Raw genomic sequence first — 21292 nt, forward strand, 5'->3', positions numbered from 1 at the left:
CGTCTGCCCGACCGCTGTCCCTGGGTGCAGCGTCGCTCATCAAGCTTCGGATCGGTATCTCCGGTTAACACGTCAACTCACGACGTATTTAATCTATTGATTACTCTACCTCATGGAATTTAATACTAGATGTGAGAAATTATGTCTGGTGGTAAGGTCACAATGTTCGATTTGTGCTTCGAAACCGAAGGTCAGGCGGCCGGTTCGCGGTCATTCGCCCTTCCGTCCCACTACCGTGGGGTCTTTGTTCGGTCGGTCGACGCGGAGTGTCGATATCCGGTATCCGAACCTCGATAATATGGTTGTAATCTCGCTTGCGTTGTCGTGCGCCTCCACGTAGACGAGCCGGCACCGTTGTCCGGTGAGTGACGATTCCAGCCCCATGAGTACGGACGGCGCAGTCCCCTGAACGTCGATTTTGACGACGTTCGGCTCGGGGATTCGACCGGCTTCGACGAGACTGTCTCCAGCAATCGTTGTCGTGGGTATGGATGTGAGCGCCTCTCCGGTGGGATACCTCGTGTCGAGCGATCCGTGTTGTGCACCCGCATCGAGGGTGTCGTAGAGGTGAAACCTCTCTTCCGAACTCCCGTCGGAGAGCGGCCGTTCGACGACGGTCGCGTCAATCGAGTTCTCGGCGAGGTTCCGTCGAAGCGACTCGGTGTTCGGTGGATACGGTTCGAATCCGACGACAGCCACGTCGGGGACGCCGGACCCGACGAGGCAGGCATAGATCCCCATGTTTGCGCCGACATCGTAAAAGACGTCGCCAGCCCGTACGTTCGAGAGCACGTGTTCCAATACTTCGGCCTCGTCCCGGATTCTGTGCCGAAGGTTGTTCCACTCGACGAACGTACGAGGGCGGAACGTGGCTGTCGCCTCTCCGCAGGAGAACTCGTAGGCCGGGCGGGTGCGTAGATACATCTCGACTGTCGTCTCGAAGAGTCTGTTGCCGACGCTGTACGCCGGGGTCCCCCACAGGAGGTCCCCGATTTTGGAGACGAAGGTCATCGGGGAAGACTATCCCGGGAACGCGCAAATAGTTGCGGGTAGCGCGCACCCGACGAGGAAGTCACCCTAATCGCAAGTCAATTTACGTTCTTGAGCGCCTCTTCGTTCAGCAAACACGGACTCTCAAGCACAACGTGAATCATCTTGATAATCAATCATGATGTGGTGAAAAGTAGCGGAGGAGAAGACAATCATGTGGAAGTCGATCATCGTTCCAGCGAATCAATCTGTGAGCGTCGTCGCGTCGCTTCGGTCACTCTCGCCCGAAGGGGTTCATACAGTCGTCGTTTCGGAGGACGAAACTGTCCCGGCGTTCGCATCGAAGTACGCGGACGAGACCGTCGTCGTTCCATCACCGCACGAGGACGTCATCGCGTACAAAGATGCGCTCGTCTCGCTCTCGATGCGCCCCGACGTGGAAGCAATACTCCCCATCAGGGAGGAAGACGCCTACGTCCTCTCACGGTACGTCGAGGAGTTTAAACCGCATGTCGAGACCGGCTGGCCGTCGTTCGATGCAGTCAGGGTCGCGCAGGACGGGTATCGATTGGCTACTGTTGCGGAAGACATCGGACTCCGCGTTCCGAAGACGGAACGCCTCACGGACGTGACAGACTGGGATCGAGAGCTCATCGTGAAACCTCGGTACGGAATCCTCACTCACGATTACGTAAACCATCTAGAGGCGACGGAGTGTGAAGGCAGGCAACACCCCGTGTACATCCCGAGGGGCGTCTCGCCCGACGTCGACCGGCTCATCGAAGACATGCTTGGCCACGTTCCCGTGGTGCAGGAGTGTCACTGGGGGGAGGAGTACTCGTTTCGGGCACTCTACGACCACGGCGAGCCGGTGAAGACGAGTCTCCGACGGCAACTTCGCGGAAAAACGTACGCTGGCGGGATGAGCGTGTTCCGGGAGATGACACACGACCCAGCGGTCGAGGAGTTGGCCGAATCGTTGCTTACTCATTTGGAGTGGAACGGGCTCGCGTCAGTTCAGTTCATCAAGGAACGAGAGACCGGCGAGTTCTACCTTCTCGAAATCAATCCGCGAGTGTGGGCTTCCGTGAATCTCGATATCCGCGCCGGCGCTACCTACCCGTACGACTACTGGCTCACGAACCAGGGTCGGAAGGACGAAATCAGACCGGGGTACGAGGAAGGCGTCGCGACGCATCTACTCGTCGGCGAACTCCAGTATCTCCGGAGCGTCCTCGTCGACGACTTCCCGAACGTCGACAAACCGTCGATGAGGGAGGCGTTCGTCGACGTCGCTTCGTCCGTCTACCAGCACCCCCACTTCGATTACATCTCGTTCGACGACCCCAAACCGTTCGCACGAGGTGTACTCAACACCCTGTTCAGTGCATCGTGACGCAGTCACGCCCCGGCCGCGGGTCAGCATTCGAACCGTGTCGGTCGGAGAACGTCGTACCCCGTAGCGGCAGGGTAACTATTCGTTCCCCACTCGCTAGCGACACCGTGCCATCATGGATATAGGACTATCGACGTTCAAGCTGTTCCTCTCAAAGACGGGACGTGCTCTACTGATGTTCGGTGGCATCATCTACTTCTCCCGAAATCTCGGGCAGACGCAATTGGGTATCTTCTTCCTGTTCTTTGCCGTCCAAGGATTGCTCTCGATTCCCGCCGATTTCGGCCTCCGTTCCGCACTCGAAAAACGGCTGAGTGAGGGGGAAGACCCCGTCCGGACATTGAGTTCCGCACTCGCTCTCAAACTGGTGTTGCTCACGGTGGTCTCACTCGGCGTCCTCGCGTTTCGGGGCCGAATCAACGACTATCTCGGGGGGGACCTCGCAGTGTTGTTGGTCCTCGCCGTTTTCCTCCGGGAGCTCTCGCTGCTGTACATTCACGCGGTGCGGGGCCGACTTCGGGTCGGCCGTACCGCATCGATCGAGTTCGCCCGCCGACTCACTTGGGTCGGGCTCGGTTCGTTTTTCGTCTCGCGTGGATATGGACCCGAGGGCATTGTCTACGGACTCTTAGCAGGCTCAGCCGTCGCGTTGGTTTGGGCGGTTCTCGCCTGCGACATCGGCCTTGGTCGGCCGGCGCTCCCACAGATGCGGTCGTTGATCGATTTCTCGAAGTACGACGTCGTGAACTCCGTCGGAGGGAGCATCTACCAGTGGATGGACTCTGCCCTCATCGGGTTTTTCCTCGTCCAGAGTTACGTCAGCGCGTACGAGGTCGCCTGGCAGGTAACGCTGCTCGTCCTCATGTTCAGCAAGTCGATCTCGTTGACGCTGTTCCCACAGATCAGCCAGTGGAATGCGGATTCGTCGGCGAAGCAGATAGAGTCGACCATCTCGACTGCCATCGGGTTCGCGGTGTTCTTTTCTATTCCCGCTGTGGTCGGGGCGGTGATATACGGCTCCGAGGTTCTCGAATTCCTTTTCGGTCCTGAATACGTCATCGCATCGCTGGTCCTCGTCGTCTTGATGATTGAGAAGTTCTTCCAATCCATCAACGATATCGTCGGGGTTTCGGTCAGGGCAATCAACAGGCCGAACCTCGCCGCAAAAGCGACCGTCGCCGCCGTCGGTGTCAATTTACTTCTGAGCCCGATTCTCATCGTCACTATCGGATTCGTCGGTGCCGCGGTGGCGACGACCGTCTCGTGGGTCGTAAACGCACTCCTTCAAACGCGCTATCTCGGACGATACGTCGATTTCTCGATTCCGTACCCGCTCATCGGGTGGTTTACGCTCTCGTCAGTGGCGATGGGCGCTGTCGTCTACGGCGTCAAGACGCAGTTCCCGGTCGATACCGTGTTCTCGTTAGTGTTACAGGTACTGCTCGGGGGACTGCTCTACCTCGCGTTCTCCGTGTCGATTCCGGACGTCAGGCACCGTATCGTGCTGCCCGTGGTTCGATTGCTAGCATCCCGTTACGTTTCGGACGAGCGGCGTTCAGGGCGTGGACAGACGAGCGATAAGTAGCCGCGATTCAATTCAATTGCTCGTCTCCCAGAACACCCGCTGCGGAGTGCCATCTCTCCCGAAGAGGCGACCGGGGTGCGGACCGTACCACCAGAAGAACAACATCGTCTTCCGCGATTTGATTCGCCGAATCGTCCGCGGGGAGACGACGCGTCTCGCCTCAAGGGTCGTCTCTCGTTCGTCGTAGAGACGGCGATAGATGTTCAAGAGCGAAGACGGCCGCCGAGTGAGTAGCAATCCATACACTGACCACAGAATCGTCGAGACCACTACATAGCGCATCGGGAGGTTACGGAGTGCGAGTTTGATCCGGTTCCCGACCAGCCGCTCCTGCGTTTCGAGGTCGGTACGTCGTGCTTCGGGCGACTTCTTGTGCCAGACGGCGACTTCGGGCGTAAAGAGGATATCGTAGCCACTTTCGTGGACGCGGAACGAGAGGTCCATCTCCTCGAACCCGTACACGAAATCCTCCGGGAAATCACCGACTCGGTCGATGACCGCGCTTCGAATCGCGTTTCCGACGCCGACGAAGTTCGTCGCGTGATACGGGACAGTCGGTGTCATGTCGAATCGCGGTGGGTCGGGCGTCTCGTGGGGGTTCACCTCGTCGGTCCGGTAGTCGCGGCACTGGAAGGCCAATACACCGATCTCGGGATTCGAATCGAACAGACGGACGACGGTCTCCGTCGCATCGGTACTGGTCAATACCGCATCGTCGTCGATGGTCACGAGAATGTCGCCCGACGCGAGGTCGTATCCGATATTCCGCGCCTGTGGGACGCCCATCCGGCCGGGGAACTCGTGATAGTGGACGGTCGGTTCGTCGAAGCGACCGCCGTCCTCAAACATGGTCGAGGTCTCGTCCGTCGAGTTACTGACTACGATTACCTCGATGGGGTCGTAGGTCTGGTCGAGGATGGACTCGATAGCCTCTCTCAGGTCGTCCGGCCTGTTGTACGTCGCCAGAACGTACGACACGAGCGGGTCAGTGGACGGATCTGTCGATGCCACAATCATCCGATACAACATCGTATCTCAGTAAAAGCGTTTCGGGGGTAGTACGTTCGCTCCGGGCTCTCCAAGGCGAATCGAACCCTCACAAGTCGTCGGAGTATCCGTCTGGTCGTCCCTCGATTCTCACGATAGTCACCTCGTCGTTCCGGAAGACGACCGTTCCCGCTTCGGTCACGTCCTCGGCATGCTCACGCGAGAGAGACGTAATCGGGAGACGCTCGGACCCGGAAACGTCCCTGACGCTCCGTTCCCGAATGAACACGTACCCGCGTTGCAGTCGGCTCTGGTCGAACTCTGGGCGCCAAGGGCTCCGCAGTCGCTCGATTCGGACGTCGTAGTACGTCTCCGGAGTCGTCGAACGGAGCAGTTGGTAGCTCACCGAGTCAGTGTATATCGTGACTGTGTCGTCCGAAGGTGAGGCGGCACTCGGAGAGCGGTACGAACCGGGGTCAGTGAACCCGGCGTGTTCCTTGAGCCACGCGGCACCAGCGCGTTCGTCGTCGGTGAATACGTAATCGTTGGCGTTCGAGTCGAACGTGGCCGTGTCCGCGTTCCCGACCGCGGCATACGCGGCACCCGAGTTGAGGACGAACAACGCGCTGAGAAGAACTGCGAGGAGCGACCACCTGGGACGGAGGTCACTGGGTTTCCCGAGGCGTTCGAGCGCCGTGACCGTCGCCGCGAACAGAGTCCGAAAGCCGAGGGCAACGAACGGTGCGAGGACGACCAACACCATCTGGTACGTCCTGTCGGCCCAGAGGTTCGCGATGACGAAGAACGTCGACGCGAGGAAGACGAACATCGGTATCGAGAGCGCAGTGTACTCGACGTACTCCGTGCGTTCACCGCGACGCAATCGAACTCCGTGAGTGACGACCCGTGACAGCAATCCAATCCCCAGCAGTGCGGTCAGAACCAAGTAGACGAGGACGTTGAGTCGGTCGAGTACGGTCACCTGGCCACCGATGTAGTTCGCACCGGTTCCGACTGCCGTGCCAGCGACGAGATTGGCGACCTGCTGTCCGATGACCAACGGCATCCGCAGAATCTGGTTCAGTAACTGCGGCGAAAACGTCGCGTACCAGGCGATGGCCAATCCGAGAAATGTGACGGGGTATACGACCGAGCTATCGTGTTCGAACTCGTCGACGACGCGACGAACCACACTAAGCATGAGATGTCCGGCGAGCAGCGACCCGCCAAGCACGAATGCCGTCCCGTAATGGGCGTGAATAACGCCGATACTCAGTAAGACGGCGACGGCTTTGTTGCCGACTGTCGATAGGCCGTGCTCGAACAGGAGCAGTAAAAGCAGTACGACGAACAACTCCGAGAGCAACTGCTTCCCGGGAGTGAGAGAGAACGAGATGTGATAGAAGATGAAAAAGAAACTGCCGAGCAGCGCCTCCCGGTTCCCAAAGATACGCCGTCCGACGTAGTAGATTCCGACGGGGACGAGTGAAAAGACGAACACGTACGCGACCTTGAACACCGCCGCGACTGAGACGTCGGCGAGTGTCGAGATAGCAGCCGGGACGGCGGTCACCATCGGGAGCGCCGTGATTCGACTCCCGACGCCGGGCGACCAGACGTGAGTCTCCTGAATATGCTGGGCGAGGAAGTACTGGAACTGGACGTCTGCACCGATGACACCGCCGGTGAGGAGGTTTCGATGGAGGAACGTCGCAAGTCCGATGAGGAAGATGGCCAGTGGGTACTGCGCCGGCGGGAGGAACCGAGTCGAGCTGACCACGACAGCAGCGGCGACGAGAACGACGAAGAGGAACATCAGCGAGGCGTCCCCACCGTCGTTCATGAACCCCGCGGCCAGTACCGCAACGACTGGAACAGCTATCAGCCCCGCAGTCAAACGGGTCGGCGCGACCCAGTCAAATCGCACCTCTGGTGTTTCAACAACGTGCAAAAGCGCGGTTATCAGCAGCAACACGACGGTCAAGGAGATAGCCAGCGGTTGCAACGAAAACGTGTCTTGGACGTTCAGTAGCGGTGTGAGTACGCCGACCGAGGTGACGAACAACGAAAGGAAGACGAGGCTCAACCCGACTGCGTAGAGTACGGCTTCTCCAGCCCGAGTAATCCGGAGCCGAGCGAACTGCGTGAGTAAGAGGCCGGGCAAGAAAAACAACAGGAGGAGCGCGCTTCCAACCCTGAGACCGGAGACGAATATCCCGGCCGAACCTAGTCCGAGAGTCAACCAAAACAGCGCGAGTAGCGTCACGATAGTAAGCTGAATCGATACTGTCTGTGAGAGGGATGGGTGCGCTACCCTGTTCAATTTCGGAAACATGGTCGTGATTCGAAGGCTATGATTCGAGATATCACCCAACCGATGTAAGTAATAGGACCGTTATTCGATACTTTCGTCAGACGATGAATGATGGCTTGTCCTGACGCTCGTCTGGACGAGTCACCGCCGACGCTGACTGAGAACCGAACCCTCGGCGATAGTCAAGAAGACCGACGAGTGGATGTGACACTCGGTCTCACGACGAACATCAAAATGGGTTGAAAATCACACACGTTTGTAACTATAGCCGGTGGAGAAGTGTTGTCGGTGGTACTGTCCTCACCGCTGTTTGATTAGGTAGTGTATACCGGGGGTATACACGGGACTCAACCACGGTGACCGGCGGGGACGCGGCCGAGAGCCTCGAAATCCGCCGCTTCGTTGGCGGTCAAAGTGATTACATAGTTAGTCTTGTAATGAAAGTGCGGATTAAGCCGGCGGCTTTGACAGTTAGTTGTGACATATATCCAACAGCAGGTCGCCAAACCGGGTGCCGGCGCGAAAATATCGCATTCGAAGTTGAATCTGGAATATATAATTCATACCATTATTTATAAAATAAAAAATCCGCGGTATTAATTTTGACGACGGAGGCGTTCAGGCCACTGACTAAGACACAAAGTAACCTTGAGTCGACATTGCGATGTGGGTAGTGTCATGGCAGACATTAGTGGGCAGACAGTTCTCGTCACAGGCGGTGCCGGATTCATCGGGAGCCACATCGTAGACGTACTTGCCGAGGACAACGAGGTCAGAGTCGTCGACGACCTCTCTTCGGGTTCTGCTTCTCGACTTCCCGACTCGGTAGAGCTGGTACAGGCCGATATTCGGGATTCTCGCGCGATCGCCGAAGCGACGTCCGACGTCGACCTCATCTTCCACCAAGCGGCGAAAGTGAGCGTGAGCAAGTCCGTCGACGACCCGTTCAGATGCCATTCTGTGAACACGACTGCGACGCTCAGACTTCTTGAGTCGGCCCGGCGAGAAGACGCGCGAGTCGTTCTCGCGTCGAGCGCGGCAATCTATGGACGCCCCAGCACCGTCCCGGTCCGCGAAGACGAACCCAAAGAGCCGAAATCGCCGTACGGCTTACAGAAGCTCTCGATAGACAGATACGCCCGACTGTACCACGAACTCTACGGTCTGGAGACGGTGGCGCTTCGATATTTCAACGTCTATGGGCCACGACAATCGAGCGGAGACTACAGTGGTGTCATCGATACTTTTCTCGAACAAGCGCGGGCGGGCGAACCGATCACCGTCGACGGAGACGGCAAACAGACACGCGATTTCGTCTACGTCGACGACGTCGTACGTGCGAACCTCCTCGCTGCGAAAACAGACGACTTCGGTGTTGCATACAATATCGGTACGGGGTCTGAGACTGCGATTCACGAACTCGCGGAAATCATCAAGAACGCGACGGCCAGTAATTCTCCAATCGTCCACGGCGACCCACGACGAGGAGATATCCAGCGCTCGTGTGCGGACATCTCCCGTGCGGAGAGTCGTATCGGATATGCTCCACAGGTCGCACTCGATGACGGTGTCAAGCGGTTACTCACCTCCTATGGAGCAAGCCCATCCACGGCGTGAACCCACCGTACACTGAGAGAGTACATTGCGAAGGGCTTGGTAAGTCGAAAAATCGGCGTGCCGTGGGATGGGTTTCGTAGACCGCTCAGCCGGCGGGTTTCGAGAGAACTCGGGAGCGTGAGCGGACAGCGAACGCCCTGATCGGCGTCGCTGTACAACTCCACGCGACCGGCTTTCACTTGGAGAGACGACACGTCGGACCTCCGACAGCGTTCCCACCGATCACTATCGGAATTAATACCAACTATCTTGTTCTATTTTCACAATATTCACTGTGCAAAACCTGCCCTTGACGTCGAATCATCGAGCCGGTCTGGTATCGGTCCGGCGACTGCGTTCTTACCACTTATCTTATGAGATGTAATTCTTGAGATACCGTGTTCCTCGTTAAGTGACTCGAATATCGGTCTTAGTCTGTTGATTAGTGTTGAGTGTTCGGCTTGCCATTCTGAGCGAAATCCCATGAAATATCCCTTTTACATTCTCAACGTTCAAGCCGACCGCGTTTATTATCCGTGGGCCAGCAGTCGTTCGAGCGCCCGGTAGTAATTCAGAATATTTGCATGTCTATGACTATTCTACCGACCCGATTCTATGTTATGTTAAACGCGTTCTCCGGAACTACTTGCTCACACATCTGCACACTCACACGACCTCCGACGGTGAGTAGCGCCGACCCGCACGCGGCGATCACCGATACTATTTATACGGGAAGCGCAATGGGACTGACATGAGCCGACAGCGACAGCGCAGAGTGTTAGTTGAGCGCGCCCGACCGCCGAATCGACCGACTTCGAGGTACGAGCCATGTCGTTGACGGGGGCGTTCACGAACGCGATTCTCCCGATTCTCGGCGTCGCCGTCGTCGGGTATCTCCTCGCGCGAACGACGGACATCGACGTCGGGCCGATAAACACGCTCGGACTGTACGTACTCATCCCGGCGTTGGCGTTCCACAGCATCGCCACGACGACCCTCGGGGGCGGGGAAGTCCTCAAACTCGGCGTCGGCGTCGTCGGCTACGCGCTTCTCATGATTGCCATCGCGTGGGGCGTCGGCCGACTCGCCGGCGAATCGGGACCGCTCCTCGGCGCGCTCATGTTGGCGGCGGCGTTTCCGAACTCGGGGTTCGTCGGAATCCCGCTGTCCGGGTTCGCCTTCGGCGAGGTCGGGCGAACGACCGCCGTCATCTACCTCACTATCCAGAACCTCGTCGTGTACACACTCGGCGTCTACATCGCGTCGAACGGCTCCGATGGCGGGGTGCTCGACGCCGTCACCGAGATATTTCGGCTCCCCCTCCTGTACGCCATCGTTGCCGGCGTTCTCGCCCGTGCGCTCGATCTCGTTCCGCCGGCCGACTCGGCGCTCATGGAGACCGTCGGACTCGTCGGCGACGCGTCGATTCCGGTCATGCTGCTCATCCTCGGCATCCAGTTGGCCGAGACCAACGTGTCCGTGATATCGCGGTCGCTCGCGCCGTCGGCGCTGAAGCTCGTCGTCGCGCCGCTCGTCGGGTTCGGCCTCGCGCTCGCGTTGGGGTTCGGCGACCCGACCGTCGCGAAAGTGTTCGTCCTCGAATGTGCGACCCCCGCCGCGGTCATCCCGCTGGCGCTCACCATCGAGTACGCCGACGACACGACGGTCGACGGCATCACCGCGCCCGAGTATCTCAGCACGACCATCTTCACGACCACCGTTGCCAGCGTCGCCGTCCTGACCGTTCTCGTGGCTGTCTTACAGGCGGGCGCTCTGTACTGAGCGCGACGACGGCGGTATTCGAGGCGTTCATCGGTGATTCCTCCCGATTCACATTTCGAAATATCGTTTCGGTCGCGCAACTCGCGCCTCGTCTGAGCGCCCGGTAGACGGTTCCCCCCGCCAGTTGCGGAGCCGTTCGATTGCGGTCTCGTAAACGGTTCGCGTCCTCGCGACGGCCGCTTTTCACGCGGAGTTCGTGGGGTGCAAGCGCCGCGGAGACTCGCACCGTCTACGCGGGAGGTACCGGACAGAATCTGTCTGTTGGCCCCACGGCTGTCTCCTCCTCGTCTCGTAAACTGCGGGCGCTGGCGGAGAAATGTTACAAGCATATGTTTGTAATTCTAGTGTTACGACTATATGGCTGTAATGACGGTCGAAAGCACGGGCCGAGTACCGACGCAGATATCTTCCGCCCTCGTGACACCGCGACAGATTTTCGATATGAAAATGGATGTTCGAAAGCCGTCCGACTCGTCACCACGTCACACTCGTTCGACACGCGAACGGCAGCCGTCGTTGCCGGTCGAACCCCGCCCCGCTCGCGTGAGTAGGACAGTCGCCCGGGTTCGACGAGCGGACAATCCCCCGTACGTGGCTCCGATTCCGCTCGTCCCCGTGGAGTACGTCGTTCAGTCGCCGACAGATTCCGTCACGGTTCGCCCGCGAGTATGGTTGTCTATTAATAATTTACAACACGCGAACGGGCCGGAGCGTCCACGTGACCGTCGCCGACACGCATAGCGTCAGATCACCGTGTGAGGCTACCTACCACTGGTTCTGTGGAGTTGTCCGTCGGCCTCGGCTCTGCGCCGCCATTTTCCTCTCGAAAATGGTCCGAGTCGCTCGCGAGGCTCGACGAGCTTCTGACCGCGTTCCGGCCACCAAAATATTTAATAATTGATACTGTTTGACTCAACACGTCATGGTATCCGAAAAGCGGTTCGTCCAGGCGGACGACGTAGAGACGATTGGATTGGACTGGGGCACGCTCAAGTGGATGAACACCCCCGACGTCACCGGCTCTGAGGGGTTCAGCGCCGGCGTCGTGTTGCTCGAACCGGGAAAGGGCCACGAGCGACACACCCACCCCGACAGCGAGGAGATACTGTACTTCCTCGGCGGCGAGGGCGAACAGACCATCGAGGACGAGACGCGCACGGTCGGCGCGGGGGACATGGTTCACATCCCCAGCGGCGTCGAACACAGCACCATCAACACGTCGTGGGAGCCGCTTCGGTTCCTCGCGGTCTACTGTCCGCCCGGCCCGGAAGCCGAGATTCGCGACGACGACGACGCGACGATTTTCCCGCCCGGCGAGTTCCCGGGTAACTGACTCGCGCGGGCGAGCGGTTTCTCCCCGACGCCGTCCCGACCGCGTCGCTCTCCCGGCACCCGGTCGCCGGTCGTTTCTTCCGAAATATTAAAGTCGTATGCGATGGCCTGTCAACTCGGATGAAGTATACTCGTGCTGAATCACTCGACCGTATCGAATCCACGATCGAATCCGGTGACCCGGTCATCGGTGCCGGTGCCGGTACCGGCATCTCCGCGAAGTTCGCCGAACGCGGCGGCGTCGACCTGCTCATCATCTACAACTCTGGGCGCTACCGGATGAACGGTCGTGGCTCGCTCGCCGGCCTCCTGCCGTACGGCGACGCCAACGAAATCGTCGTCGAGATGGGCCACGAGGTCATTCCGGTCGTCGAGGACACGCCGGTACTCGCCGGCGTCAACGGGACCGACCCCTTCCGCGAGATGAGCGTGTTTATCGAAGACTTGCGCCGTCGCGGCTTCTCGGGCGTCCAGAACTTCCCGACGGTCGGACTCATCGACGAGGACAGCAGCTACCGGAAGAACCTCGAAGAGACCGGGATGGGCTACGACAAGGAAGTCGAGATGATTCGCGAGGCGAGCGAGCAGGGGATGCTGACGTGCCCGTACGTCTTCACCGAAGAGCAGGCCAAAGCGATGACCGAGGCCGGTGCCGACGTCATCGTCTCCCACATGGGCCTGACGACCTCCGGCGATATCGGTGCGGAGACGGCGCTCGACCTCGACGACGCGGCCGAGCGCGTGCAGGCGCACCACGACGCCGCCAAGGAAGTCCGCGACGACGTGCACGTCATCTGCCACGGCGGTCCCATCGCGTGGCCCGACGACGCGGAGTACGTCCTCAACAACACCGAGGGCGTCGTCGGCTTCTTCGGTGCGTCGAGCATCGAGCGCCTCGCCACCGAGGAGGCCATCGAGGACCAAGCGCGCAAGTTCAAGGACATCGACTTCTGAGAGCGCCGAAAGGAGCTACCGAACGCGGACCGTCGCGAAGGCCGCCTCGCGCACAGTCGAATTACTCGACCGCGTACACTTTCGCGTCGGTCCCGCCGAAGTACAGTCGCCCGTCGACGAGCGCCGGACTGGAGCCGACGCCGCGCCCGTCGACCTCCATGAACCACTCTTCTTGCCCGTCGGTCGTGATGGCGTGGACGCCGACGCCGTCGCCGTCCGACTGCCGGTGCGTCCCCACGTAGAGCACGTCCTCCGTCAGGACGGGACTGCTCCCGACCTCCAGCGCGGGCGTCTCGAAGCTCCAGTTCTCAGCGCCGCTCTCGCGGTCGAAGCGGAACACCTTCGCGTGGTTCGTCGTCGGGTCGTCGAGCGTGTTGTACGGCGTGTGACCGACGTAGACGGCCTCCTCGCCGACGGCGACCGACCCCGAGATGTACCGCCCCGCCGTGTCGGCGAGCCACTCCCGTTCGCCCGTCGCCGCGTCGGCGGCGTGGACGTTCCCGTTCCAGTCGGTGAAGTAGACGGAACCGTAGGCGACCGCCGGGCTCGACCAGATCATGTCGCGCGTCTCGTACCGCCACTCGACTTCGCCGGTCGACCGCGACAGCGCGTACAGCGCCTCGTCCGAGGAGCCGACGTACACGCGGTCGTCCGTGACCGCCGGACTGCTGACGACCTCGTCGCCGACCTCGTACTGCCACTCCGTCTCGCCGGTCTCGGCGTCGAGGGCGTACACCCAGCCGGTCTCCGAGACGTTGGCTTCCTCGGCGTACCACGCGCACGCGAGGTTGTGACAGCCGACACCGGTGTAGACCGTGCCGTCCCAGACCGTCGGGCTCCCCCGAATCAGGCCGCCGAACCCCCGGGACCAGCGCTTCTCGCCGGTCTCGGCGTCGAGCGCGTACAGGTGTTTGTCGTACGACCCGACGTAGACGACGCCGTCTGCGTACGCCGGCGTCCCCTCGATTCGGTGTCCCGCCTCGAAGGACCAGCGTTTCTCGCCGGTCTCGGCGTCGAGCGCGTACAGCGAGCTATCCGCGCTGCCGATGTAGACGGTGCCGTCGGCGACGATTGGGCTCCCCCAGAACGCGTCGCCCGCCTCGAACGTCCACTCGACGGTTGGCTCCGAGTCGAGCGGGGACACGTCGCCGATGTAGCCGGTGTTGTACCGTCCCCCGCGGAACATCGGCCACGAGGTGACCGGCTCGGACACGGGGTGGTTCTGTGACGCTGACGCGACCGGTCGCTGACACCCCGCGGCGAACGCGAACGCGGACGAGGAGAACGCGGCGAGAAACCGTCGTCGGTTGGTCCGTTTCATGTCCCGTGTGTTCGAGTGTCACGAAATAATATTGTCGACTGACTGACGGCGACCGGGGACGAAGAATCAACCTCGAAATGCGAGACTGAGCGCCGGGACAGGAACCGGAACGAGAGTCGAACGAGAATCGAACGAGAGCCGAGGAGAGAGTCGAAACGAGAACGAACCGAACCGGAAGCGAGGAAGGGTTGAATGGAGCGCAATCGGGCGCGCCGAGGGCGCGCGTTCGGCGCGGTCAGACGACGAGGTATTCGTCGAGGTCTTCGGATTCGAGTTCGTCGACGGTGCCCCTGTAGACGATGTCGCCTTGGTCGAGGACGTAGCCGCGGTCCGCGATGCGGAGCGCCTCGCGGACGTTCTGCTCGATGAGGAGCACCGTCAGCCCCTGGTCGGCGATTTTCGAGACGGAGTCGCCCACCGTCTTGACGATCTGCGGGGCCAGCCCCTCGGTCGGCTCGTCCAGCAACAGCAGTTTGAGGTTCGGGAGCCTGAGGGTCCGCGCGATGGAGAGCATCTGCTGTTCGCCGCCCGAGAGCGTCCCGGCCTGTTGGGCCCGCCGCTCGTCGAGCCGCGGGAACAGGTCATACAGCTCGTCTATCGACATCGTGCTCTCACCGCCGCCGAGGCCGCCCCGGCGGATGGTGTTCCACCAGCCGCGGGTGATTTTCGACATTTCGAGGTTCTCTTCGACCGTCAGTTCGGTGAACAGCCGCCGCCCCTCGGGGACGACGCCGATGCCGCCCATGGCGATGTTGTCTGCCGGCCAGTCCGTGATGTCGTCGCCGTCGAACCGAATCGACCCCGACCGGACGGCGGGCGGTTCGGTCCCGGCGATACTGCGGACCGTCGTCGTCTTCCCCGCGCCGTTGCGGCCGAGGAGCGTGACGACCTCGCCCTCGTCGATGTCGAGGGAGACACCGCGGAGGATGTGGCTCGGACCGTAGTAGGCGTGCACGTCGTCCAGTTCGAGCAGACTCATTGCTCCTCACCTCCGAGGTAGGCCTCGCGGACGGCCGGATTCTCCCGAATCTCCTCGGGGGTCCCCCGCGCGATGAGCCGGCCCTGATGGAGCGTGAAGATGCGGTCGGAGACGTCGAAGACGATGTCCATGTCGTGTTCGACGAGGAAGATGGTCATCCCCCAGTCGGCAAGCAGGTCGTGGATGAGGTCGACCGTTATCTGGGTCTCCGTCGGCGACATCCCGGCGGTCGGCTCGTCCATGAACAGCAGGTCCGGGTCGGTGGCGAGTCCGATGGCGACCTCTAAGCGCCGCTTGTCGCCGTACGGGAGCGAGCCGGCTTCCATCCGGGCCTTCGAGTCGAGGCCGATGGTCTCAAGGATGTCGTTCGTCCGCGCTTGGACCTCGTCGAACGAGTCCCGGCGGCGGAAGAAATTGACCCGGAACGAGCCGTGTTCGGCCGCGAACGACGCGACCTGCACGTTCTCCCGCACCGTGAGTTCGGGGAGAATCGACGCGGTCTGGAACGACCGACCGACGCCGAGCTGTGCGATTTCGAACGGCTTCATGCCGACGAGTTCGTTCCCGGCGTAGAACACCTCGCCCTCGGTCGGGCGCAGCCGACCGGTAATCGTGTTGATGAGGGTGGACTTGCCGGCGCCGTTGGGGCCGATGAGAGAGACGAGTTCGCCCTCTTCGACTTCGATGTCGACGCCGTCGAGCGCCGTGAGTCCGCCGAACTCCTTCGTGAGTCCGTGGGTTTCGAGGAGCGCCATCAGTTCTCACCCCCCGAGGAGTCGCCGGTCGAGTCGCGGCCGGTGACGGTGTCAAGCAGTTCACGGGGCTCGCGGAGCGCGCCGGTGAGGGCGGTCGTCATCCCCCAGATACCGTCGCGGTAGACCCACACGACCGTCGTGAACGAAAGCGACAGCAGGAGGAGCCAGTAGTTGCCGAGCGTCGGGAAGCCGTTGACGATACCCTTGAAGTAGAAGAACACGAACGTCCCGATGACCGGCCCGGCGAGCGTGCCGAGACCGCCGAGGACGGTCATCACGACGACGTCGCCGCTGACGGACCAGTAGAGTCGCTCGACGCCCGCGAACTGGGTGTTGACGGCCATCAGCCCCCCGGCGAGGCCGACGATGGACGCCGACAGGAGGAACGCCGCGAACTTGTAGCGCCAGACGTCGAGACCGACGAACGCCGTCCGCGTCTCGTTCTCGCGAATCGCCTTGAAGATGAGCCCGTAGGGGGACTTGCGGATGCGCGTGATAGAGGCGACGACGGCGACGAAGAAGACGCCGACGAAGAGATAGAGGTTGTTCACGACGAGTTCGCCGAGGAGTCCGCCGTACTGGTGTTCCAGTTCGAAGAGCCCGAGGACGGGCGAACGCGGCACTTCGAGGCCGTTTATCCCCTTCGTGATCTCCACGAGCGGCTCTCGGGCGAGGAAGTAGAGAAACTGCCCGATGGCCAGCGCCACGATGGAGAAGTACACCGTGTGGAGGCGCAGGAGAATCAGCGCCGCGACCGCACCGAGGGCGACCGCCGCCAGCGTCCCGACGACGATGACCACGAGCGGGTCGTTGTACACGTGAATCGCGAACAGCGCCGCGGCGTAGCTCGCGGTCCCGAAGAACATGGCGTGACCGAACGAGAGGAGACCGGTCTGGCCCAACAGGAGGTTGAACCCGAGCGCGAATATCGACCAGATGAGGATGGTAATCGCCAGCCCGTGATACCCCTGGAAGATGTCCGAGACGACCGGTGCGCGACCGAACGCGTACGAGAACAACAGGACGAACAGCACCGACGACAGGAGGACGAACGACTCGGTGTGTTTGATACCGTCCCAGGTGTCCCAGCTAATCAACGGCGATTCTTCGTCTACGGTCTTGTGGATGTTGTCCGTGCTCATTGTCCGACCTCCGCCGAGGGGAAGATGCCGCTCGGCCTAATCGTCAGCACCACGATGGCCAGCAGGTAGATGCTGGCCTGCGTCATGCTCGGTTCGAGCTCCGTCGCCACCGCGAAGGTGAGCCCGGCGAGGAGCGCCCCGACGACGGTCCCGCGCAGACTGCCGACGCCGCCCATGATGACGATGACCAGCGACGGGATGATTATCTCCATGCCGATCTCGGAGGTCACGTTGAAAAGCGACCCGCCGAGGACGCCCGCGAGCCCCGCGTACGCGGCCCCGACGGCGAATATCAACAGGAACGGTCGCCCGATACGGATGCCGAGCATCTGGGTCATCTCGGAGTCTTCGGTCCCCGCCCGGACGGCGAGGCCGTAGTCGGTGTATTTGAAGAACGCGAAGATGCCGGCGACGAGCAGGAGCGTGAGCGCGACGACGAGGACGCGTATCGTCGAGGCCGCGCTCATCCCCGGCGGCGTACCGACGACGGGAAGGGATATCGCGCCCGTGAGCCACTCCGGGCGCGGGTAGATGGTTCCCGTCCGGCCGAAGAGGATGGCGACCAACTCTTGGGCGGCGATGAGGATTCCGAATGTGACGAGGAGTTGGTCGAGGAGTTCTCGTTCGTAGAACGGTTTCGCAATCCAACGTTCCATGGCGACGCCGACGACGAAGATGACCACCGGCGTCAACACGAGCGCGGGGACGAATCCCCAGTCGAGTCCGACCTGCCCGAACCCGCTCAAGAGCCCCCCGTACTGTTCGCTCGACGCGATGAGGAGCCCGATGTACGCGCCGCTCAAGTAGAGGACGCCGTGGGCCATATTCACGTATTTGAGCGACCCGAACACGATGGAAAGCCCGACCGCGACGAGCAGATACAGCGACGCGACGCTCAGTGCGATAAAGAGGAATCCGACGACCCCGTCGACGTTCATCGCTTCCACCTCGGTACAGATGTGAGTAACCACTTCATGGTGTGCACGATTATTCATGCATTCTTCAGTATGTTAATCTTGTGCTTCGCTGGCTTCTGACACGCCAGCGGCCCGCTCTCCGGATGCGGCGGCGGTCGTCTCCGGGCGTCGACGCGAGGCCCGTGCGACAGAGAAAAAGCGGCGTTCGAGCAGTCGAACGCGGTGGGATGACCGCGTAGGGAGTCCCGACTGCCGAAAAGGGAGTCTGGTACGTCGTATCGAGGCGCGGTCAGGTCGTCACTCGTCTCCGTACTCGTTGTCGCCCATGGCGCAGTTGGACGCCGGGAACTCGCTGCACTCGTAGACGAGCGGGTCGGTCGTCTCGACGATTTCCGTCCGGATGCCGAGTTCCTCGGCGCGGTCGTCGCCGACGCCCTGCACCATGTACCACGGCCGTTCGACCTGGTGGTCGCACGTCCGGAACGCGGAGTCGCCCCACGCGAGGCTCCACTCGAACTCTTCGAGCGTTCGGACCACGGTCGGCGGGTGGAAGGTCCCCGCGTCCTCGACGGCGGCCGCGTACACCATCATCGACTCGTAGGTGTGCAGCGAACTCTGGTTGGGCGTCTCGCCGTACTCCTCCTGGTAGGACTCGACGAACACCTGACTCGGTTCGTTGTCGGCGTTCGGGTTCCACGGCTCCATGCCGAGGACGCCTTCGGCGTCCGCGCCGAGCGGGTCGAGGGTGAACGCGCTGACGTGCGGGATGATGACCTCGATGTCGTCGGTCAGGCCGGCGTCTCGCAACTGCGCGAGGCCGCTGGCGGCGAAGTTACCGAAGCTAGAGAAGTACAGCGTGTCGGCCCCCGAGTCTTCGAGCGCCTGAATCTGGGAGCTGTGGTCGGTCTCGCCCTCCGCGATGGCGGCACCGCCGGCGTCCTCCCACGGCCCCTGTTCGGTGAGGTACTTGCGGGCGGCGTCGCGGTTCGACTGCCCGTAGGAGTAGTCCATGTAGATGTGGAACAGCGAGCGGTCCTCGCCGAGGACCGAGGGCGCGGCCTCGCCCATCGCCATCCCGATAATCTCCGCGTGGAACGTCGGGTGGAAGTAGTACCGCGAGCAGTTCTCGCCGGAGATGCCGGCGGACGTGGAGTTGCCGCCCATGAACGGGACCTTCTCCCGCTGGGCGACGTTCTGCATCGCCATCGTCACCGTACTGGACATGCCGCCCGTCCAGAACTGGATGTTGTCCCGCTGAATCATCCGGTCGATGTTGTCCTGTGCCGTGTCGGCGCTCCCGGCGGTGTCGGCCTTCGTCGGCTCGACCTGATAGCCCATGATGCCGTCGCCGCTCAGTCGGTCCCAGTAGTCGACGAGGCCGCCGCCCTCGTTCAGGTGCTTCACCGCGAGGTCGAAGCCCTTCTCCTGGTCCTGGCCGTCGGGACCCAACGCGCCGGAAGTCGGCCCGTTGAATCCGATGCTCACGGAGTTCCCCTCGGGCGGGAAGTTTCCGATGGCCTCGTAGTCCTCGCCGCCGCCGTCGCCGTTGGACGTGTCCCCGCCAGAGGAGTCGCCGCCGCCCCCGCCGCCGCTGTTGTTCTCGCCTTCGGAACCACCCCCACCGGAACAGCCCGCGAGTCCGGCCGTGAGTCCGGCCGTCCCGATTGCTTTCAGATAGCGTCGCCTGGATTCGTCAGTTAGCGCTGGTTGATCAGTCATGTTTCTTCGGAACGCTGGTAGTCACATGGTGTCATGGTATAGTTAAACTTTGTGATTATCCGGGTAGAAAACAGGACGTACGGGCGATGTCGAGCGCGAAGCCCCGGAGCCGACGCTCCGGGCGGCGGCGCGCGGGGCGAAACGCGACGCTCGTCGCCGCGGTAGATGTCGGGCGTCTTACGTCGAGGCTCGCATCCGGCTGTCGATGGCCTTCGCGAGCGTGCGCGCGAACTCGTCGTCGTTGATGTTCGCCGGCGATTCGATGACTTCCACGTGGTCGTCGAGATGTTCGCGGAGCGCGTCGAACAGCGCGTCGTCGGCCTCGGGGTCGTGGAACTCCTCGCCCTCCGCGTCGAGCATCGAGACGCCGCCGAGCGGGAGCACGAGCGCCGTGGGTCCGGTCGCGGCGTTGAGCTTCTCCGCGATGATGCGGCCGAGTTCGGCGTTCTCCTCGGGCGTCGTCCGCATCAGCGTCACCTGCGGGTTGTGGACGTGGAGCTGCCGGCCGTCGAACTCGTCGGAGACGGAGTCTCTCGGCCCGAAGTTGACCATGTCGAGCGCGCCCGTCGAGACCACCTGCGGGATGCCGCGCTCGGCCGCGGCGTCGAGTCGGTCGGGGCCCGCCGCGAGGACGCCGCCGACCAGTTCGTCGGCCCACTCGGTCGTCGTGACGTCGAGCACGCCGTCGATGACGCCCTCCTCGATGAGCGACTCCATCGCTCGGCCGCCGGTCCCGGTCGCGTGGAAGACGATGGTCTCGTAGCCGCGCGCTTCGAGCCAGTCGCGCGCCGTCTGAACGCACGGCGTCGTGACGCCGAACATCGTGATTCCGATGGTCGGTTTGTCCTCGGTCTCGGCGTCCGGTTCGTTCGACACCATCCCGACCATCGCGAGCGCCGCGTTGGAGATAACGGTCCGCGAGAGCTGGTTGAGCCCCTCGATGTCGGCGACGGAGTACATCATGGCGATGTCGTGGTAGCCGATGTACGGCTCCGTGTCGCCCGACGCCATCGTCGACAGCATCAGTTTGGGGACGCCCATCGGGAGCGCGCGCATCGCGGCCGTCGCGACCGAGGTGTTCCCCCCGCCGCCCAGCCCGAGGATACCGTCGAGTCGGCCCTCGTCGTGGAGTCGAGACGCGACGACGGCCGCGCCGTCGCCCATGATTTCGATAGCCTCGCCGCGGTCGCCGGCCTCCCGAAGCGCTTCGAGCGTGCTTCCGCCCGCCTCGGCCACGGCCGCGGCGTCGGTGTCCGGTTCGATTTCGGGGTCTCCCATCACGCCGACGTCGACGAGGTGGACTTCGAGCCCCTGCCCTTCGAGCACGTCGCGGGCGAACCCGATTTCCTCGCCCTTGGTGTCGAGCGTGCCGACGATGACGACGCTCATCGCTCACCCGCGGTGGACCGCTCGCGTCGGGCCGGTCCGTCCCCGTGGTTCGAAACCACGACACCCCGCGGCGTCGCCGTCGGTACGACAGACTGTGTGTATGCGCGGTTCATACTTACAACCGTGGCAACACG

The 21292-nt window shown here is 61.9% G+C and carries 16 protein-coding genes; 6 read left to right on the forward strand and 10 right to left on the reverse strand.

Annotated elements, in window-relative coordinates:
* Positions 1 to 210 precede the first annotated feature (210 nt).
* Positions 211 to 1011 (reverse strand): FkbM family methyltransferase, encoded by an 801-nt coding sequence (locus FY251_RS09930; RefSeq protein WP_148414571.1) that lies wholly within the window; start codon positions 1009 to 1011, stop codon positions 211 to 213.
* Positions 1012 to 1240: 229 nt separating this feature from the next.
* On the opposite strand from FY251_RS09930, the gene FY251_RS09935 reads away from it, so the two are divergent.
* Both FY251_RS09935 and FY251_RS09940 read left to right on the forward strand, forming a co-directional pair.
* Complete coding sequence (locus FY251_RS09935; protein WP_255516654.1) at positions 1241 to 2386, forward strand: ATP-grasp domain-containing protein; 1146 nt, start codon at positions 1241 to 1243, stop codon at positions 2384 to 2386.
* Between the two features lie 115 nt (positions 2387 to 2501).
* Complete coding sequence (locus FY251_RS09940) at positions 2502 to 3971, forward strand: flippase (RefSeq protein ID WP_148414573.1); 1470 nt, start codon at positions 2502 to 2504, stop codon at positions 3969 to 3971.
* Between the two features lie 12 nt (positions 3972 to 3983).
* On the opposite strand, the gene FY251_RS09945 is transcribed toward FY251_RS09940, so the two are convergent.
* Both FY251_RS09945 and FY251_RS09950 read right to left on the reverse strand, forming a co-directional pair.
* Positions 3984 to 4988 (reverse strand): glycosyltransferase family 2 protein, encoded by a 1005-nt coding sequence (locus FY251_RS09945; protein ID WP_148414574.1) that lies wholly within the window; start codon positions 4986 to 4988, stop codon positions 3984 to 3986.
* A 79-nt stretch (positions 4989 to 5067) separates the two neighbouring features.
* Entirely contained in the window at positions 5068 to 7293 is a 2226-nt protein-coding gene (locus FY251_RS09950; RefSeq protein WP_148414575.1) for a DUF2206 domain-containing protein, read from the reverse strand.
* A 657-nt stretch (positions 7294 to 7950) separates the two neighbouring features.
* Between FY251_RS09950 and FY251_RS09955 the strand changes: the two genes are divergently transcribed.
* From FY251_RS09955 to FY251_RS09970, 4 genes are all read left to right on the forward strand, one after another.
* On the forward strand, positions 7951 to 8889 hold the full coding sequence (locus FY251_RS09955; RefSeq protein WP_148414576.1) for an NAD-dependent epimerase/dehydratase family protein: 939 nt from the start codon (positions 7951 to 7953) through the stop codon (positions 8887 to 8889).
* 807 nt (positions 8890 to 9696) lie between these two features.
* On the forward strand, positions 9697 to 10650 hold the full coding sequence (locus FY251_RS09960; RefSeq protein WP_148414577.1) for an AEC family transporter: 954 nt from the start codon (positions 9697 to 9699) through the stop codon (positions 10648 to 10650).
* Between the two features lie 922 nt (positions 10651 to 11572).
* A complete protein-coding gene (locus FY251_RS09965) occupies positions 11573 to 11983 on the forward strand; it encodes a cupin domain-containing protein (RefSeq protein WP_148414578.1) in 411 nt (136 codons plus the stop codon).
* Positions 11984 to 12102: 119 nt separating this feature from the next.
* A complete protein-coding gene (locus FY251_RS09970) occupies positions 12103 to 12936 on the forward strand; it encodes a phosphoenolpyruvate hydrolase family protein (RefSeq protein ID WP_042665776.1) in 834 nt (277 codons plus the stop codon).
* Between the two features lie 61 nt (positions 12937 to 12997).
* On the opposite strand, the gene FY251_RS09975 is transcribed toward FY251_RS09970, so the two are convergent.
* The 7 genes from FY251_RS09975 to FY251_RS10005 all read right to left on the reverse strand — a co-directional run bounded on the left by FY251_RS09975 (position 12998) and on the right by FY251_RS10005 (position 21158).
* Positions 12998 to 14257 (reverse strand): PQQ-binding-like beta-propeller repeat protein, encoded by a 1260-nt coding sequence (locus FY251_RS09975; protein ID WP_148414579.1) that lies wholly within the window; start codon positions 14255 to 14257, stop codon positions 12998 to 13000.
* A gap of 235 nt (positions 14258 to 14492) precedes the next feature.
* Positions 14493 to 15236, reverse strand: a complete 744-nt coding sequence (locus FY251_RS09980) for an ABC transporter ATP-binding protein (RefSeq protein WP_148414580.1) — start codon at positions 15234 to 15236, stop codon at positions 14493 to 14495.
* Positions 15233 to 15991, reverse strand: a complete 759-nt coding sequence (locus FY251_RS09985; RefSeq protein WP_148414581.1) for an ABC transporter ATP-binding protein — start codon at positions 15989 to 15991, stop codon at positions 15233 to 15235. The genes FY251_RS09980 and FY251_RS09985 overlap by 4 nt, the downstream gene beginning before the upstream one ends.
* Entirely contained in the window at positions 15991 to 17133 is a 1143-nt protein-coding gene (locus FY251_RS09990) for a branched-chain amino acid ABC transporter permease (RefSeq protein WP_089780718.1), read from the reverse strand. The genes FY251_RS09985 and FY251_RS09990 overlap by 1 nt, the downstream gene beginning before the upstream one ends.
* Positions 17130 to 18071: a branched-chain amino acid ABC transporter permease gene (locus tag FY251_RS09995; protein WP_148414582.1), complete on the reverse strand. Its 942-nt coding sequence runs from the start codon at positions 18069 to 18071 to the stop codon at positions 17130 to 17132. The genes FY251_RS09990 and FY251_RS09995 overlap by 4 nt, the downstream gene beginning before the upstream one ends.
* Before the next feature lie 276 nt (positions 18072 to 18347).
* Positions 18348 to 19769 (reverse strand): substrate-binding protein, encoded by a 1422-nt coding sequence (locus tag FY251_RS10000; RefSeq protein ID WP_148414583.1) that lies wholly within the window; start codon positions 19767 to 19769, stop codon positions 18348 to 18350.
* A 177-nt stretch (positions 19770 to 19946) separates the two neighbouring features.
* Positions 19947 to 21158, reverse strand: coding sequence for a Tm-1-like ATP-binding domain-containing protein (locus FY251_RS10005; protein WP_148414584.1), 1212 nt, complete (start codon positions 21156 to 21158; stop codon positions 19947 to 19949).
* Positions 21159 to 21292: the final 134 nt, after the last annotated feature.

The organism is Haloferax sp. KTX1, assembly GCF_902410085.1.
Lineage (GTDB): Archaea > Halobacteriota > Halobacteria > Halobacteriales > Haloferacaceae > Haloferax > Haloferax massiliensis.

Coding starts and splice junctions, on each gene's coding strand:
- FY251_RS10000 (WP_148414583.1), bottom strand. CDS start 19,769: ATGACTGATCAACCAGCGCTAACTGACGAATCCAGGCGACGCTATCTG.
- FY251_RS09960 (WP_148414577.1), top strand. CDS start 9,697: ATGTCGTTGACGGGGGCGTTCACGAACGCGATTCTCCCGATTCTCGGC.
- FY251_RS10005 (WP_148414584.1), bottom strand. CDS start 21,158: ATGAGCGTCGTCATCGTCGGCACGCTCGACACCAAGGGCGAGGAAATC.
- FY251_RS09975 (WP_148414579.1), bottom strand. CDS start 14,257: ATGAAACGGACCAACCGACGACGGTTTCTCGCCGCGTTCTCCTCGTCC.
- FY251_RS09980 (WP_148414580.1), bottom strand. CDS start 15,236: ATGAGTCTGCTCGAACTGGACGACGTGCACGCCTACTACGGTCCGAGC.
- FY251_RS09930 (WP_148414571.1), bottom strand. CDS start 1,011: ATGACCTTCGTCTCCAAAATCGGGGACCTCCTGTGGGGGACCCCGGCG.
- FY251_RS09940 (WP_148414573.1), top strand. CDS start 2,502: ATGGATATAGGACTATCGACGTTCAAGCTGTTCCTCTCAAAGACGGGA.
- FY251_RS09950 (WP_148414575.1), bottom strand. CDS start 7,293: ATGTTTCCGAAATTGAACAGGGTAGCGCACCCATCCCTCTCACAGACA.
- FY251_RS09990 (WP_089780718.1), bottom strand. CDS start 17,133: ATGAGCACGGACAACATCCACAAGACCGTAGACGAAGAATCGCCGTTG.
- FY251_RS09985 (WP_148414581.1), bottom strand. CDS start 15,991: ATGGCGCTCCTCGAAACCCACGGACTCACGAAGGAGTTCGGCGGACTC.
- FY251_RS09955 (WP_148414576.1), top strand. CDS start 7,951: ATGGCAGACATTAGTGGGCAGACAGTTCTCGTCACAGGCGGTGCCGGA.
- FY251_RS09965 (WP_148414578.1), top strand. CDS start 11,573: ATGGTATCCGAAAAGCGGTTCGTCCAGGCGGACGACGTAGAGACGATT.
- FY251_RS09970 (WP_042665776.1), top strand. CDS start 12,103: ATGAAGTATACTCGTGCTGAATCACTCGACCGTATCGAATCCACGATC.
- FY251_RS09945 (WP_148414574.1), bottom strand. CDS start 4,988: ATGATTGTGGCATCGACAGATCCGTCCACTGACCCGCTCGTGTCGTAC.
- FY251_RS09995 (WP_148414582.1), bottom strand. CDS start 18,071: ATGAACGTCGACGGGGTCGTCGGATTCCTCTTTATCGCACTGAGCGTC.